The sequence below is a fragment of the Archangium sp. genome, from assembly GCF_036388035.1.
GTDB lineage: Bacteria > Myxococcota > Myxococcia > Myxococcales > Myxococcaceae > Archangium.
The window spans coordinates 1-14,862 of sequence record NZ_DASVSO010001001.1; the positions used below are offsets into that span (position 1 = coordinate 1).

Below are 14,862 nucleotides of genomic sequence, written 5' to 3' on the forward strand. Positions count from 1 at the left end.
CTGGAAGATCCGCCCGAAGGGCTCCAGCACGCTCATGGGCATGGTCTCGTGCCCGTTGAGCAGCAGCGCCGTATCCAACCCGATCGAGGCCCCGAGGACGCTCTGGTAATAGCGGTTGTCGAGCCACTGCGCGAACATGTCCTCGGTGGGATAGGAGTGGTGCCGCTCCCAGAGCTGGCAGGCGTACAGCTCGACGAAGAAGTTCATCGTCGTGTCGAGCAGGCGCGGATCGATTCGCGCCGCCTCCCGGGCGACCAGCGAGCCCAGGGTGCTCACGAAGGGCGTCGCGCTGGCCTCGCTGAAGTGGATCGGAAAGGAGAGCCGCCCCGAGCGCATGGGCGTGCGATCCACCGTATCGTCCGAGATGGCGATGGCCTCCATGCTGAGCATCATGAAGGGCAGGAAGCTGCGGTGCTTGGCCTGGATGCCTCCGGAGGCCTCGGCCGTGGCCAGGAACATGAGGGGCAGCAGCAGGAAGGACGGCTGCGGGTTGTCGCGAACCACCGTGTCGTAGAAGGGCCGCAGCTTCTCGGGGACGGGAAGCGCGTGCAGCACCCGCCGGGCCTCCTCGACGAGCGGGGTGTAGACCTCACGCTGGCGCGCGAAGATGCCTTGAAAGAACCGCGGGTAGCGCAGGGGAACCAGGGTCTTCATGGCGTCACCCTGCCTCCGCGCGCGGCGCCGGCTTGAACCCGAGCGCGGGGAGCACCTCCCGCGGCTGGGACACCACGGTGAACAGCGCCTCGGCGCGCGCGTACGCGAAGCCATGGCGTGACACCGACTCGGCGAGCGCGACCAGTGGCTGGAAGAAGCCCCGCGTATCGAGCAGCACGATGGGCTTGTCGAAGAGGCGCATCTGCTTCCAGCTGATGACCTCGAGCGCCTCTTCCAGCGTTCCGTAGCCGCCCGGCAGGACGACGAAGGCATCGGCTCGCTCCGCCATCCGCTGCTTGCGCTCGTGCAGATCGGCCGTCCAGATGAGCTCGCTCAGCCCCTGGTGCGCCACCTCGTACCGCTCCAGCTCCCGGGGCATGACGCCGACGACCCGCCCCCCCCGGGCGAGCGTGGCATCCGCGACGGCTCCCATCAGTCCCGCTCGGGCGCCTCCGTAGACGAGCTGGATTCCTTGCTCAGCCAGGAGTGTGCCCAGGGCTGATGCTGCGCTCATGTGTTCTTCATACACACCTGGTGCGGAGCCACAGAAAACACAAACGGATTTCGTCATGAGTGGGGGCTGAAGGGGGCGAGAGGGGGAGAACTCGACTCGTTGACCGCCCCATTGTCTACCCGAACGGCGCCACTTCACAACGAGCGACCAACCGCTCAGGTGTGACGCCGTGGGTCATCCACCACCTGTGCGCCCGAGGAGCCCGCACAACGTAAACGGGTAGACATGCCAGGTTCCGTCCGGCGAGGTCTATACTCCGCGCCCACCATGATGGCGGACAAGCTCAAGAAACAGCTGCGGCGCGCGTGGCGACGTGACCTGTGGCTCACGCTCGCACCCGTGGCCCTCATCATCGGCGCCGCGTTCGGCGTCACGTTCTACTTCGTCAAGCCCGCCCCGCCGAAGACGCTCGTCGTCGCGATGGCCCCGGACGAGGGCGGCTTCCGGTACTTCGCACGGCGCTACCAGGAGATCCTCGCGCGGGACGGCATCACGTTGGCCGTGCATCCGACGAAGGGGTCGGTCACCAACGTCGAGCTCCTCGCCGAGCGCACCTCGGGCGTCGACATCGCCTTCGTGCAGAGCGGCACGGTGGGCACGAAGAAAGCGGCGAACATCGTCTCGCTCGGCAGCCTCTCATACGTGCCCTTGTGGGTCTTCTACCGGGGCGAGCCGATCGACGATGTGCTCGCGCTGCGGGGCAAGCGCATCGCGGTCGGACCCCCCGAGAGCGGGACGCGCGCGCTCGCCCTCACGCTCCTGGAGGCGACCGGGGCCGCCGCGGCCCCCACGGAGCTGCTGCCCCTCGAGCGCGACGAGGCCATCGCCCAGCTCAAGCAGGGCCACATCGACGCGGTGATCCTCGTCTCTCCCGCCGAGTCGCCGGCCATCCAGAAGCTCGCCGCGGCTCCCGGCGTGCGGCTGCTCAGCTTCGCGCGCGCCGACGCCTACGTGCGCCGGTTCCCGTACCTGTCCAAGCTCGTGCTGCCGCGGGGCGTGTTCAATCTCGCGACGGACCTCCCGGAGCGCGACGTGGTGCTGCTCGCGCCGACCGCCAACCTCGTGGCACGGGACTCGCTGCATCCGGCGCTCGCCTACCTCCTCATGCGCGCCGCGAGCGAGATCCACGGCAGCGCCGGGATGCTCGACCGCTCTGGTGAGTTTCCGGCACCGCTGGAGACCGACTTCCCGCTCAGCAGTGAGGCCCGTCGCTACTACGAGGCCGGCATTCCCCTCCTGCAACGCTACCTGCCGTTCTGGGCCGCCAACCTCGTCGACCGGCTCTGGGTGATGCTCGTGCCGATCATCGCCGTGCTGGTGCCCCTCGGGCGGGCCGTGCCCGCGCTGTACCTGTGGCGGCTGCGCTCCCGCATCTTCCGCTGGTACGCGCGCCTCAAGGAGCTGGAGCTCCAGCTCGAGGAGAACCTCGAGCGGAAGGCGCTCGAGGACATGCTGAAGCGGCTGGAGGAGATCGAGCGCGCGGTGAACCGCATCCCCATGCCCGTCTCGTACGCGGAGAACCTCTACTTCTTCCGCGAGCACATCGACCTCGTCCGCCGGCGGATCATCCGGCGACTGGCGGAAAGCTCCGAGAGCACGAACGCCGGGATGCAGGCGATCGTCTGAAACGGTTCACCCGCCCGCGTCCGCGAGCTCCAGCCGCGCTCAGCGCTTGCCGAGGGTCTGGGAGAGCCACGTGTCGATCCAGCCCCAGCCGAGCCGGTTGTTGGCGTGCGCGTTGAAGGCGTGGCCGCTGTCGGGAATGACCTGCACGGTGCGGCTGGAGGCGCCGGTCCACACCGCTGCCTCTCGCGGAGCCAGGACGCCAGGCGCGAGGACGTCGCGCTCGCCGAGTTGCACCAGCACCGGCGATTTGACCTGATCCACCCGGGTCACCGCGGGATTGTCGAGGAAGGGGAAGAGGGTGAAGACGTAGCCTCGCGGGATGACGTCGTCGAGCTGGGCGTCATGGGCGAGCACCTCCGGAGCCGTCTCGGCCCCGTTGTAGAAGAGCGTCCTGCGCACCTCGGGCGGCAGCTTGAAGTAGGGATTCCGGGTGGCGATCTCCTGCACCAGCGCCGGGTCGAGCGGACGCGCGTAGGGGATGAACACCAGCCCGGTGCTCACCAGCGCATCGGCATCGTGGTACGTCCCCTGGACGTAGGCCGCCAGGGCGCTGCCAATCGAGTGGCCCACCAGGGCGATCGAGTCGAACGCATGGCCGGCGGGGTTGTCCCCGGTGCGCATGCGGACCAGCACCTGGTGGACGGCGCTCCCCATCTCCTGGAACGAGATGAAGTCCGCGTCCGGCTTGCTGCTCTCGCCCGTTCCGAGCAGATCGAGCGCGAGGACGGCGTAGTGCTGCTCCGCCATGTAGCGGGCATAGGAGTACGGGTGCCCGTTGAGCGTCGGGATGTCCCAGTACGTATGGGTGTAGTTCCCGCCATGCAGCGTCACCTGGAGGCGACGGTTGCGAGCGCTGCCCTGGGAGTACAGGTATCCCACGAGGGAGTAGGTGTTGCCGTCCGAGAGGGTGACCGGAAAGACGATTCGCTCCACCTTCACACTCCTGGCATCAGCGTGCCCATGAAGGAGCGCTCTGTATCGCGGGAGCGCTCCTTCCGGAAGGGCCGACATCAGCGCAGGCCGGCCGTACTGACCAGCGACGGGGGCAGCGACAACACGATGGCCTGCCCGATGGCGGGGGCGGCCTCGGGGAAACGCCCGCGAGCCAGCTCCTGCCCGGAGGGGCTCAGGGCCTGGATGACCACCTGGGGGAAACCCTTCTCCAGACCCAGCGCGTGGTGGGGCGCGCCATGGGAGTCGGCCACCAGGAAGAGCGAGGCCTCCAGGTCAGCGGGCGGCGGCTGACCCTGATCGCGAAACAGCTTCCGGATGGTCTCGAGCGACTCCTTGTGAATCTTGCGGAGCTCCCGGGTCGCGGCGCCCCGGAACAGACGGGGGACGTCACGCAGATCCACGTGCACCACCACGATGGGGCGCTCCCGGCGCAGGTCGTAGGCGAACTGGAAGGCGTGCTCGTGCAGCACCTGGCGCGTGCCGCGGTTGGCGTACAGCACCACCGCCGGCCGCCCCTGCCCGAGGGGAATCTGCCGGCCGAACACGTCCTCGAGGGGGGCGGCGTGGGCCGGCAGGGCCCCCAGCAGTCCCATCAAGCAGGCGAGTGTCACGATCATTCGCATCGGCAAGGTCTCCTCCGGGTGTGACTTCCGGGCGGCGGGTGGGGGTCGCTCCGGCCACCAGTCCTCGCCGTGGGGGGACTCGTGGACCCTTGATGGTACGGCTCGGACTGACATGGCCGGCGCGGCTTGACGGTCTCCGCCAACAGGGGTTTCCGGCCTCTTCTGCCCCACCGTTTCTCCTCGGGCGTCCCGGGTCCGCCAGCCCGCTTGCCCCCCCCGGTGCCTGCTCCGCCGAGGAGCACCCCTCCACTCGGCGCTCACGCCGTATGACGCATCGCGTATAAGGCGGCGCGCATACCGTGGAGATGAGGAGACGGAATGAGTCGCGTCCTGGATGACCTGCTGGAGCTCCTGACGCTGGAGCCCATTGAGGAGAACCTGTTCCGCGGACGGAGCCAGGATCTCGGCTACCGCCAGCTCTTCGGCGGACAGGTGCTCGGCCAGTCGCTATCGGCCGCCAGCCAGACGGTGGAACCCGCGCGCCACGTCCACTCCCTGCACGGCTACTTCCTGCGCCCCGGCGATGCCAGCCTGCCCGTGGTCTACACCGTGGATCGCGTGCGCGACGGCGGCAGCTTCACCACCCGCCGCGTGGTGGCCATCCAGAAGGGCCAGCCCATCTTCACCGCGATGGCCTCCTTCCAGGGCGACGAGCCCGGCTTCGAGCACCAGGCGAAGATGCCCGACGTCCCCCCGCCGGAGAGCCTGCCCTCGGACATCGAGCTGCTGCGCCGCAAGGCCCACCTCATCCCCGAGCGGGTGCGCGACAAGTTCCTCGGCGGCAAGCCGATCGAGCTCCGCCCGGTGACGCTGGTGGATCCGTTCGATCCCAAGCCGTGCGAGCCCATCAAGTACGTGTGGTTCCGCGCCGACGGCCAGATGCCGGAGGAGCCGCAGACGCACAAGTACGTGCTGGCCTACGCCTCGGACTTCAACCTCATCACCACCGCGCTCCAGCCGCATGGCTCCAGCTTCATGCAGCGCAACATGCAGATGGCGAGCCTCGATCACGCCGTGTGGTTCCACGGGAACATGAAGGTGAACGACTGGCTGCTGTACTCCATGGACAGCCCGTGGGCCGGTAACGCGCGAGGGCTGTCGCGCGGCCACATCTTCACCCGGGAGGGCCGCCTGGTGGCCTCGGTGGCCCAGGAGGGCCTCATCCGCCTGCGCCAGGACGCTCGCTGATCGGCGGGTCTTCGTCGCGGCCATGGAGGAGGGGAGCTCTGGGCACGCCTCCGGGTGAGCCCGGAACGGTCGTGTCTTGCCTTCTTCGTCCCGAGCGCTTGGATATCGTGCCTACATTTCGCTACCTTGTCGGACATGGACGATGACATATCGTGCCTACATTTCCTGACTTGGCCAGACATGTCCCGGACATGCTATATCGTACCTACATCTGCCCACACCGCTGATGATATATCAAAAATCAATCGCATATCTGGTTTGTCGACAATGATTGTCTTTTTATTGCGCCAATGATGAGGCGTTAGTCTTTGTGTTTAGGTAATTTCTGACGGTTGTTGTTTGTTATTTGTATGTCTTTGATTTGATGTGCTTTGTTTGTTTGTTTGAATGTGTTTATGGTTGTGATTGATTGGACGAGCGGATTTTGTTGTTTGTATTTTATTTGCAATGACAGACGGATTTTGGGCGGGGGCGAGCCATGCGCGCACGCCCCACGCCCACTTCCGGCTCAGGGAGACGTCTTGGGGGCCGGCTGCGTGAACTCCGGCAGCAGGAACTCGTCCACGGGCGGGGCCTTCTCGATGATGCCCAGCTCCACGAGCTGCCGCCCCAGCGTTTCCCACCGCTCGCGGCTCATCGTCCCCAGGCCCTGGGTCTGCGTCTCCGCCGTCTCGATGAGAGGCTTCTGGGCCTGCGCCGCCGCCGCGAACGTCTCCGCGTCCATCGTGGTGTTCAGCTTCGCCATGACCGCGTTGGCCGGCGCCGGATCCGCCAGGTAGGCGCGCCAGCCCTCGCGCACCGCCGCCACGAAGGACTTCACCCGCTCCGGCTGCTCCTTCCACAGCTCCCGGCGGGTGATGACCACGGCCACGTACGGGTTGAAGCCCTCGTCGGCCACCAGGAACACGACCGGCTCCGCGCCCTGGCGACGGGCGGCGACCGGCTCCGAGGTGATGAAGCACTGCTGCGCGAAGCCCTTGTCCGCCACGAAGCGCGCCACGCCACCGTCGTAGGGCACCACCTTCACCTTCTCGAAGCCGTACTTCTTCTTGAGCCAGGCGGCGTAGGGCAGGCCGGGCTCCAGGGCCACGGTGCCGCCGGAGGTGAGCACGTCCTTGATGCCCTTCGCCCCGCTCGAGGCGTGCGCCATGATGCCCTGCGGCGACGTCTGGTACACGGCGAAGAGCGGCAGCACGTCCACGCCGCGCGCCCGGGCGGTGAGGACCTCATCCGCGCCGGCGATGCCGAAGTCCGCCTGCCCCGAGGCCACCATCTGCACCACGGGCACGCCGGCCCCACCCCCGAGGATGTCCACCTCCAGCCCGAAGCGGGTGAACTCGCCCTTCTCCCGCGCGGCGTAGAAGCCACCGAACTCGGGCTCGGGCACCCAGTTGAGGGCCAGCTTCACCTTGGCGGGGGCCGGGCGGACCGCCTGCGTGCCCCCTCCCGCGTCCGTGCCCTCGGCCGGCTTCGCGCCTTCCTTCGAGCGCGAGCACGCCCCCGCGGCCACCAGCAGCGCCACACATCCCAGCAATCCGACGAGACGTCCTCTCACGTGTGATTTCCTCCCAGCAGCAGAAGTGGGCCTCACGACTCCCTGGCCGAGGGGTGCCAGCGCCGCAGCATGCGGGCCCCGGCCAGACTCACCGCGCCAAACAGCACCAGGCCCAGCACCGAGGCCGCCAGCACGGCGGCGAAGAGCAGGTCCGTGCGCAGTTGCCGGTAGGCGGACAGCACGAGGATGCCCAGCCCGGCGGCGTCCTCGGAGAAGCCGGCGACGAACTCGCCGACGATGGCGCCGATGACGGCCAGCCCCGAGGCGATGCGCAGGCCGGTGAACAGGTGCGGCAGCGCGGCGGGCAGCTCTAGCTTCCAGAGCGTGGCCACCCGGCCCGCGCCATAGAGGCGGAACAAGTCACGCAGCGGCGGCTCCACCGAGCGCAGCCCGGTGAGCGTGTTGGCGATGACGGGGAAGAGGGAGACGATGAACGACGAGATGGCCACCGCGCGCGCCCCCGGGCCGAACCACAGCACCAGCAGGGGGGCGATGGCGACGATGGGCACCGTCTGCAGGAAGAGGGTGTACGGGTAGAGCGCCCGCTCCAGCAGCCGGGACGAGGACAGGAGGATGGCGGCGAGCACGCCCACCCCGGCGCTCAGCCCGAAGCCCACCAGCGCCGAGCGGCCGGTGATGAGCGCCGCGCCCAGCAGCGTGGCCCCATCTCGGGCCGCGGCGACGGCGATGGCGGAGGGAGGCGGAAACAGCCACGCGGGAACGGCGAGGAGGCGCGTCAGCGTCTCCCAGAGGGTCAGGAAGAGGGCGAGCGCGGCCAGCGGCGCGAGGGCCAGGCGGACGGTGTTCACGGGGCGTCTCCTCGCTCCAGGGCCTCGTGGAGCTGGCCCAGCTCCCGGGCGAACTCCGGCGTGGCGCGCAGGGCGGGGGAGCGCTCGGCGGGGAGGGCGAGGTGCCGGTCCAGCATCACGCGCGCGGGCCGCCGGGACAGCACCACGGCGCGCTCGGCGAGGTAGGCCGCCTCGGAGAGCGAGTGGGTGACGAAGAGCACGGTCATCCCCAGCTCCCGCCACAGCACGCGCAGCTGGTCGTCGAGCCGGGTGCGCGTCAGCTCGTCGAGGGCGGCGAAGGGCTCGTCCAGGAGCAGCAGCCGGGGGCGGGTGACGAGCGCGCGGGCCAGGGAGACGCGCATGCGCATGCCGCCGGAGAGCTCGGCCGGGAAGCGCGAGGTGGCCTCGCCGAGCCCCACGTGCTCCAGCATGGCCCGCGCCGAGGCGCGGCGCTCCGGGGCGGGCATGCCGGCCAGCTCCAGCGGGAGGGCCGCGTTGTCCAGTACGGAGCGCCAGGGCAGCAGGTGCGCGTCCTGGAAGACGTAGGCGATGGGCGCGCGGGGGCCGCGGGTGCGCTCGAGGGGCGGGGAGAAGGTGAGGGTGCCCGCATCGGGCCAGTCCAGCCCGGCCACGAGGCGCAGCAGGGTGGACTTGCCACAGCCGGAGGGGCCGACCAGGGCCACGAAGGAGCCGGCGGTGATGTCCAGGTCCATCCCCTCGAGCACGGGGACTCCCCCCGGGAAGACGCGCCGCAGGCCGGAGAGCCGCACGTGGACGCCCCCCCTGCCGTCATCGGATGCAAGGGAGGCGGAGGGGTGGGGGCCGGGGGAAACCATGGGGGAAACCGGTTTCTAGCTGCCCGGCCTTCGAACGGCCAGTGTGGTCGCGCGGCTGCACGCATGTGAATCCGGCTACACAGCGGCCCTGAGTCCCGCTAGAGGGACAGTCCGTTTCCAACAGTTGGCACGAAGTCCGCAGTGCCCCATGCGCCCCTTCCCCTGGGGTGTCTGGCCCCGTCCGTGGGCCACCGAGAGGTGATGATGAGGCTCCTCCTGCTTCTGCTGCTGGCCGCTCCCGCCCTCGCGGCGACGCGCCCGGCGTATGTCCTGCGCATCGAGGGCTCGGATGCCTTCGTCGATCTCGGCCGCGCCGACGCCGCCGCGCCCGGTGAGCGGCTGCGCGTCTACCGCGTCGTCGAGGCCCGCCACCCCACCACGGGCAAGGTGGTGCGCGATCGCTTCTTCCTCGGAGAGGTGGAGGTGCTGGAGGCGGGCGAGTCCCTCTCCCGCATCGCCGCCCCGGACGAGCTCCTCGCGCGCATGGAGGTGGGTGACGAGGTGGAGCCGGTGAACGCGCCCGAGCCGCGTGAGCGTCCCACCCCGACGACTCCGGCCGCTCCGAAGCAGGGGCCCTCGGCGTCCGCGCCCTCCAGCGGGGCGACCGATGCCGAGCGGGCCGCCCTGCGCACCGCGTGGAACGCCGCCCTGAAGCTCCCTCCCGCCGAGCGCGCGAAGGTCTGGGAGGAGTTCCTCGCCGCCTGGCCCCAGTCGGAGCTGACCGGCCCCATCCGCTCCGAGATCGCCCTGCTGCGTCAGGCGCCCGCGGCGACCGCGTCCGGCAAGGGCACCGCCCGGCCCACGGCGTCCGTCCTCAAGGTGAGCGCCCCCAAGGTCGCCCTCACCGACGAGCCCATCGTCCTGTCGCTCGCGAACCTCGCCGGCCCCATGCCGCGCGCGGCCATGGTGCACTGGCGCGAGCAGGGCTCGCCCACCTTCCGCACCGTCCACATGGTCGTCGAGTCCACGGGCCACTTCCGCGCCTCGCTGCCCGAGGACGCGGCGGTGGAGCCCGCCCTCGAGTACTACGTCGAGGCCGTGGATACCGAGGGCGCCACGCTCGCCGCGGCCGGAAGCTCCACCCGCCCACAGCGCATCGACATCCGCCGGCCCCCGCGCGACGAGCGCGTCGAGTACCTCAAGCGCAGCCGGGTGCGCATCAGCGACGAGTACGTCGACTTCAACCGCTTCAAGGGCAATGACGTCTACAACCTCTTCGAGGCGGACTTCCTCTACCGCATCTACACGGCGGTGCATGCGGTGCGCGTGGGCTTTGGCAGCTACCGGGGCACCGGTACGCCGCGCGATCAGCTCGACGTGGACCTCACCGGCCGGCCGGTCACCTATACCTACGGCTTCACCGAGCTGGAGCTGCGTCTCCATCCGTCGCTCGCGGTGCTGCTCAAGGGGAGCGCGGGTGTCAACCGCAGCGGCCTCTCCGGGGGCTTCGACCTGGGCCTGCGCATCGGCAGCGAGACGGGCACGTCCCTGCTGATTCGCGGCGCCACCATCGCGAACATCGGCCAGCGCGGCAGCCTCACGCTCGCCTGGGACGCCGTGAAGGGGTGGCCCATGAGTGGCGAGGTCGTCGTCACCAATGAGCCCATCGGCGAGGACCTCGGCGTGCGCCTCATCTACACGGTGGGCCGCTCGGTAACGCCCTGGCTCGATGTGTCCGGCCGCGTGAGCTACCAGCTCCGCGACATCAACCACTCCGGCCTCGGCTTCGGCCTGGGCACCACCTTCCACTGGTAGCGGGAACGCCTCCGATGATGACCCTTTCCACCGCCACCTGCCTCCTGCTGCTGCTCACCACCCAGGCGCCGCCGGCCAGCGCCGCCAGGCCTCCTCCCTCCGAGCCCCTGGAGGTGCGGCACGTGCCGCTGGCCCAGGTGTCCGCGGGCTCGCCGTTCGTGCTCAAGGCCGAGGTGGCCCCGGCCTGGCGCCTCGGGGCGCTCGTCGCCCACTACCGCACCACCGGGGAGCCGGCCTTCCGCGACGTGGCCTTCGAGCTCAGCTCCGACGGCACCTACGCGGCGGTCATTCCCATGTCGCCCGATCAGCGCGTCCCCGTGGAGTACTACCTCACCGCCCGTGACACCGACGGAGTGGAATCGGTGCGCTTCGCCAGCGCCGGAGCGCCATACCCGGTGCTCATCGAGGTGGACCCGTCCTCGCTGGAGCGCGAGGCCGTGATGGAGGTGTACGGGCAGCGCCGCTCGCGCGTGGGGGCCTTCTCCGAGTACGTGAACTACGGCTCGCAGACGCTCAACGGCACGCGCTACTCGGACAGCTACTACCGCCTGGAGGCGGACTTCCAGTACCGCCTCTTCACCCAGGTGGGGGGCCTGCGGATCGACTCCATCCGCATCGGCGTGGGCCACCTGCGCGCGCACACACCGCCCTTCGACATGGCGGCCCCGGCCGAGGGCTCCCTGCCGGGGCTGCGCCCGGGTCTCGACTACGGTTTCTCCGAGGTGGACGTGGCCCTCAGCCGCTACTTTGGCCTCGGCGCGCGCCTGGTGCTCGGAGGCAACGTGACCGGCTTCTCGGCGGGCTTTGGCGGGCGGCTCCGCATCGGTAGGCCCCAAGGGGCGCGCGCGGAGCTCGAGGGGGAGTACACGGGAGGCCTCGGCGGCTCGGGGACGATCCGGCTCGCCTGGGACACCGTGCCCCGCTTCCCCATGAGCGCGGCGGTGCAGGTGACGAACGTCCCCTCGGGCCCCGCTGGCGTGCGGCTGCTCTATTCCGTGGGCTACCAGCTCTCCGACGCCTTGCTCATCGGCGCGCAGGCCGGCTATCAGGCTCGCGCGGCGGTGGGCGGCGGGCCGACGCTGGGGTTCTCCGCGAGCTACGGTTGGTAGGGGAGGGGCGCCGATGATGCTCACCACACTGACGCTGCTGTTACTGTCCGCGGATCCTGGCTCGACCCAGTCCGCTCCGTCCGCTGCCTCGCTGGCGGTGGTGTCCACCTCCACGCCCGGGCTCGAGAAGGTGGCCGGCGATGCGGGCCGGACGCTCGGCACCCGGCTCGAGGCCCCCTACGTGGACCTGGGGGGCTTCCTCAAGTCCCGGGGCGCCGGGTGCCAGAATGATCTGCGCTGCCTCGTGACGGCTCCCGGGCTCTCCGGGGCCTCGCGCCTGCTGCACCTGCGCCTGCGCCCGCTCTCCACCGGGCGGCTCGCCGCCGATCTGCGCCTCATCGAGCTCCAGACCCGGAAGTCCCTCGGCCGGAGCGCCTCGGTGGTGGAGCAGGGGGAGCTCGCCGCGTGGCTGGAGCGTGCCTCCAGCCAGCTCCTCACGCGGGTGGATCCGTTCGCGCGGAATCCGCCTCCGAGCCCCTTTGCGGTGAAACCCGCCGCCGAGGAGGTGCCCGCCGCGACCAGGCCTCGGGCCGACAGCCCCGAGGCCCGGCCGAGTCCCTCACCGGAGAAGAAGTAGCCGAGAGCGGGGTATCCTCGGCGCGCCATGACCTCCACTGTCCCTCGCCACGCGTCCGGCATCGTCATCCGAGCCGCCACTTCCGCGGATGCCGCCGTTCTGGCCGAGCTGGGCGCTCGCACGTTCCGGGACACCTTCGCCGCCGACAACCGGCCCGAGGACATGGAGGCCTACCTCGCCTCGCACTACTCGCCCACCGTTCAGGAGCGGGAGCTGCGGGACCCCGAGCGCACCTGCCTGCTGGCGGAAGTCGACGGCACTCCGGCGGGCTTCACGCTGCTTCAAACCGGGCCGGCGGAGCGGGGCGTGGTCGGGCGCCGGCCGCTCCACGTCGAGCGCCTGTACGTGGACAAGCCCTTCCTCGGAGCCGGCCTGGGCGCGGCACTCATGCGGCGCTGTTTCGAAGAGGCCCGGACGCGAGGCCATGACGTGCTCTGGTTGTGCGTCTGGGAGCGGAACTTCCGCGCCCGCGCCTTCTACGCGCGCTGGGGACCCACCGAGGTGGGAGAGACGACGTTCATCCTCGGCAGCGACGTCCAGCGCGACCTCGTGCTGGCGATTCCGCTTTAGGTCCTCCGGAGCAAGCAGCGCTTTTCAGGGACCCACGCCCCCTGAGGACCACCGGCCTCCCGGGCGCGTTTCTCTCGAACTTGTCCACTAAGTGTACAGGTTGGCGAAGTCCAAGCCCGGAAGGTCCCCCGCCTGCTCCTCGAGCCCCTGACGGCTGCTCTGCCGTGACCATTTGACCAGAAACGCTAATCTGGTCATATTGTCTGCATGGCCCGTTCGTCCCCTGCGCCAACACCCGCTGGCCGCGCCACCGCCGAGGCCCGGCGTGCGCGCATCCTCCAGGTGGCCAAGAGCCACTTCGAGCGTTTCGGCTTCCGCCGCGCCCGCATCGAGGACATCGCCCGCGAGGCGGGTATCGCGAAGGGCGCCGTCTACCTGGAGTTCGAGAGCAAGGAGTCTCTGCTGGCGGCGGTCGTCGAGGTCCTGTTCGCGGACATCGGGCGCCGTTGGGCTGAAGAGGTGATGCCCCTGGACTCGCCCCGAGAGCGTCTGCGCGCCACGTTGCGCTTCGCCTACCGGGAACTCGCCCGGGATGTCCTGTTCGAGCGGCTCGTCCGCGAGGATCCCGAGCTGGCGGTGCTCCAGTCGCTGGCGAAGAGCGGGGACAACCCGCGCAAGGCCGATGCGCAGCTCGAGATGCTCCGGGGGTGGCTGCGCGAGGGCATCGAGCGGGGCGAGATCCGCGCCGACCTGGATCTCGAAGTGGTGCCCTTCGTCCTCGGCTCGCTGCGCTTCCTGCACTACCACACCGCGCTCCACACCGGGGACCGCATCTCCCGCGAGCGCCTGCTCGACGGAATCGTCGACATCTTCATCGCGGGGCTCTCCGCGCCCGCGCCCACGTCCAAGAAGAGGTGATGTGATGCATGCCATCGAGATCGATCGGCTGACCCGCGTCTACGGCTCCGTCCGGGCCGTGGATGGGGTGAGCTTCCATGTGGCGCCCGGGGAGATCTTCGGCTTCATGGGACACAACGGCGCGGGGAAGACGACCACCTTGCGGATGCTGCTCGGGCTGACGCGCCCCACCTCGGGCACTGCCCGGGTGCTCGGCCATGACGTGGTACGCGAGAGCCTGGAGGTGCGCCGCCAGTGTGGCTTCCTCCCCGCGAGCTACGCGCTGCCGGCCCACATGACGGCGCGCCAGTTCCTGGCCTACGTGGCCGCCATGTTCGAGCTGGCTCCCGAGGTCTACGAGCCTCGCATCCAGTCGCTGCTCCAGCTCTTCGGACTGGAGGCCGCGGCGGACCGGAAGCTCGGGGGCTTCTCCACCGGCATGACGCAGAAGGTGGGGCTCGCCCAGGCCCTCATCAACGAGCCCCGCATCGTCCTGCTGGACGAGCCGACCTCTGGGTTGGATCCACTCGGCCGCCACGAGCTGCTGGAGCACCTGCGCCGCCTGTCCTCCGAGCGGGGCGTCACCGTGCTCTTCTCCAGCCACATCCTGTCGGACATCGAGACGCTGTGCCGGCGCGTCGCGGCGCTGCACCAGGGCAGGCTCGTGGCCTTCGGGCCGATCGAGGCGCTCAAGAGCGAGCACCGCTCCGCCAACATGGACGAGCTCTACCTGTCGCTGGCGCGGAGGGCCGCATGAAGGCGCGCTTCCTCTGGCTCGACATGCGCGCCACGCTCGGCGAGCGCAAGACGTGGCTGGCCGCGGGCCTGATGCTCTACGCGGTGCTCACCATGCCCGTCCTCGCGGCCAGGCCCCCTGAGCACGTCAGCTCGGCCTTGAAGGGGTGGTTCTCCACGTCGGATCCCTCCATCCTCTTCCTGTTCATCTGGACCGACCTGGCGATGAACAAGGTCATCCTCATCCTCGGGGTGGTGCTCGCTGGCAGCCTGCTCATCCGCGAGCGAGAGACGGGGCAGCTCGCGGTGCTGCTATCCAAGCCCATCTCGCCCGCCTCGTACTTCCTGGTGCGTACGCTGTCGGCCTGTGCCGTCATGGGGGTGCTGTACGTGGGCGCGCACCTCGCCGTCGCGCCCCTCGTCGCCCGGAGCATGCCGGGATTCCGCACGGGGCTCTTCTTCGCCTCGATGACGGTGCACCTCTTCGCCGCGTTCTTCGCCGTCTGCTTCAGCGCCCTCATGTCCGTACTCATCCAGCGGC

The 14,862-nt window shown here is 69.7% G+C and carries 16 protein-coding genes; 9 read left to right on the forward strand and 7 right to left on the reverse strand.

All coding sequences use genetic code 11. From position 1 onward, the window contains the following. Window positions 1-654: hypothetical protein (locus tag VF697_RS41345; protein ID WP_331103974.1), on the reverse strand; the 654-nt coding region annotated here is incomplete at its 3' end. Window positions 655-658: 4 nt separating this feature from the next. Then, window positions 659-1,225 carry a TIGR00730 family Rossman fold protein gene (locus tag VF697_RS41350; protein WP_331103976.1) on the reverse strand — a complete coding sequence of 189 codons (567 nt, stop codon included), beginning with the start codon at window positions 1,223-1,225 and terminating at the stop codon, window positions 659-661. 210 nt (window positions 1,226-1,435) lie between these two features. Between VF697_RS41350 and VF697_RS41355 the strand changes: the two genes are divergently transcribed. Further along, window positions 1,436-2,794: a TAXI family TRAP transporter solute-binding subunit gene (locus VF697_RS41355; protein WP_331103978.1), complete on the forward strand. Its 1,359-nt coding sequence runs from the start codon at window positions 1,436-1,438 to the stop codon at window positions 2,792-2,794. A gap of 39 nt (window positions 2,795-2,833) precedes the next feature. On the opposite strand, the gene VF697_RS41360 is transcribed toward VF697_RS41355, so the two are convergent. Together VF697_RS41360 and VF697_RS41365 are read right to left on the reverse strand one after the other, a co-directional pair. Beyond that, complete coding sequence (locus VF697_RS41360) at window positions 2,834-3,727, reverse strand: alpha/beta hydrolase (RefSeq protein WP_331103980.1); 894 nt, start codon at window positions 3,725-3,727, stop codon at window positions 2,834-2,836. A gap of 77 nt (window positions 3,728-3,804) precedes the next feature. Then, window positions 3,805-4,371, reverse strand: a complete 567-nt coding sequence (locus VF697_RS41365) for a hypothetical protein (protein ID WP_331103982.1) — start codon at window positions 4,369-4,371, stop codon at window positions 3,805-3,807. A 318-nt stretch (window positions 4,372-4,689) separates the two neighbouring features. On the opposite strand from VF697_RS41365, the gene tesB reads away from it, so the two are divergent. Then, the gene (gene tesB, locus VF697_RS41370; RefSeq protein WP_331103984.1) at window positions 4,690-5,559 is read left to right on the forward strand and encodes an acyl-CoA thioesterase II; all 870 of its coding nucleotides are present in this window, start codon (window positions 4,690-4,692) and stop codon (window positions 5,557-5,559) included. Window positions 5,560-6,067: 508 nt separating this feature from the next. Here the strand turns inward: tesB and VF697_RS41375 are convergent. The 3 genes from VF697_RS41375 to VF697_RS41385 are packed head-to-tail and all read right to left on the reverse strand — an operon-like array spanning window position 6,068 to window position 8,672. Next, complete coding sequence (locus VF697_RS41375; RefSeq protein WP_331103986.1) at window positions 6,068-7,114, reverse strand: ABC transporter substrate-binding protein; 1,047 nt, start codon at window positions 7,112-7,114, stop codon at window positions 6,068-6,070. Between the two features lie 32 nt (window positions 7,115-7,146). Next, window positions 7,147-7,923: an ABC transporter permease gene (locus tag VF697_RS41380; protein ID WP_331103988.1), complete on the reverse strand. Its 777-nt coding sequence runs from the start codon at window positions 7,921-7,923 to the stop codon at window positions 7,147-7,149. Further along, the gene (locus VF697_RS41385) at window positions 7,920-8,672 is read right to left on the reverse strand and encodes an ABC transporter ATP-binding protein (RefSeq protein ID WP_331103990.1); all 753 of its coding nucleotides are present in this window, start codon (window positions 8,670-8,672) and stop codon (window positions 7,920-7,922) included. The genes VF697_RS41380 and VF697_RS41385 overlap by 4 nt, the downstream gene beginning before the upstream one ends. A 267-nt stretch (window positions 8,673-8,939) precedes the next feature. Between VF697_RS41385 and VF697_RS41390 the strand changes: the two genes are divergently transcribed. From VF697_RS41390 to VF697_RS41420, 7 genes are all read left to right on the forward strand, one after another. Further along, on the forward strand, window positions 8,940-10,493 hold the full coding sequence (locus VF697_RS41390) for a hypothetical protein (protein ID WP_331103992.1): 1,554 nt from the start codon (window positions 8,940-8,942) through the stop codon (window positions 10,491-10,493). Between the two features lie 14 nt (window positions 10,494-10,507). Further along, window positions 10,508-11,602: a hypothetical protein gene (locus tag VF697_RS41395; RefSeq protein ID WP_331103994.1), complete on the forward strand. Its 1,095-nt coding sequence runs from the start codon at window positions 10,508-10,510 to the stop codon at window positions 11,600-11,602. 13 nt (window positions 11,603-11,615) lie between these two features. Further along, complete coding sequence (locus VF697_RS41400) at window positions 11,616-12,179, forward strand: hypothetical protein (protein ID WP_331103996.1); 564 nt, start codon at window positions 11,616-11,618, stop codon at window positions 12,177-12,179. Window positions 12,180-12,206: 27 nt separating this feature from the next. Continuing rightward, entirely contained in the window at window positions 12,207-12,749 is a 543-nt protein-coding gene (locus VF697_RS41405; RefSeq protein WP_331103998.1) for a GNAT family N-acetyltransferase, read from the forward strand. 207 nt (window positions 12,750-12,956) lie between these two features. Then, window positions 12,957-13,607, forward strand: coding sequence for a TetR/AcrR family transcriptional regulator (locus VF697_RS41410; protein ID WP_331104000.1), 651 nt, complete (start codon window positions 12,957-12,959; stop codon window positions 13,605-13,607). A gap of 4 nt (window positions 13,608-13,611) precedes the next feature. Beyond that, window positions 13,612-14,343, forward strand: coding sequence for an ABC transporter ATP-binding protein (locus tag VF697_RS41415; protein ID WP_331104001.1), 732 nt, complete (start codon window positions 13,612-13,614; stop codon window positions 14,341-14,343). Continuing rightward, window positions 14,340-14,862 (forward strand): hypothetical protein (locus VF697_RS41420; protein WP_331104003.1); only part of this gene is annotated, 523 nt, incomplete at its 3' end. The genes VF697_RS41415 and VF697_RS41420, both read left to right, overlap by 4 nt.

Bases quoted from the DNA above. Each gene is read 5' to 3' on its own strand.
- VF697_RS41410 (WP_331104000.1), top strand. From the start codon at position 12,957: ATGGCCCGTTCGTCCCCTGCGCCAACACCCGCTGGCCGCGCCACCGCC.
- VF697_RS41405 (WP_331103998.1), top strand. From the start codon at position 12,207: ATGACCTCCACTGTCCCTCGCCACGCGTCCGGCATCGTCATCCGAGCC.
- VF697_RS41390 (WP_331103992.1), top strand. From the start codon at position 8,940: ATGATGAGGCTCCTCCTGCTTCTGCTGCTGGCCGCTCCCGCCCTCGCG.
- VF697_RS41365 (WP_331103982.1), bottom strand. From the start codon at position 4,371: ATGCGAATGATCGTGACACTCGCCTGCTTGATGGGACTGCTGGGGGCC.
- VF697_RS41350 (WP_331103976.1), bottom strand. From the start codon at position 1,225: ATGACGAAATCCGTTTGTGTTTTCTGTGGCTCCGCACCAGGTGTGTAT.
- tesB (WP_331103984.1), top strand. From the start codon at position 4,690: ATGAGTCGCGTCCTGGATGACCTGCTGGAGCTCCTGACGCTGGAGCCC.
- VF697_RS41400 (WP_331103996.1), top strand. From the start codon at position 11,616: ATGATGCTCACCACACTGACGCTGCTGTTACTGTCCGCGGATCCTGGC.
- VF697_RS41415 (WP_331104001.1), top strand. From the start codon at position 13,612: ATGCATGCCATCGAGATCGATCGGCTGACCCGCGTCTACGGCTCCGTC.
- VF697_RS41355 (WP_331103978.1), top strand. From the start codon at position 1,436: ATGATGGCGGACAAGCTCAAGAAACAGCTGCGGCGCGCGTGGCGACGT.
- VF697_RS41395 (WP_331103994.1), top strand. From the start codon at position 10,508: ATGATGACCCTTTCCACCGCCACCTGCCTCCTGCTGCTGCTCACCACC.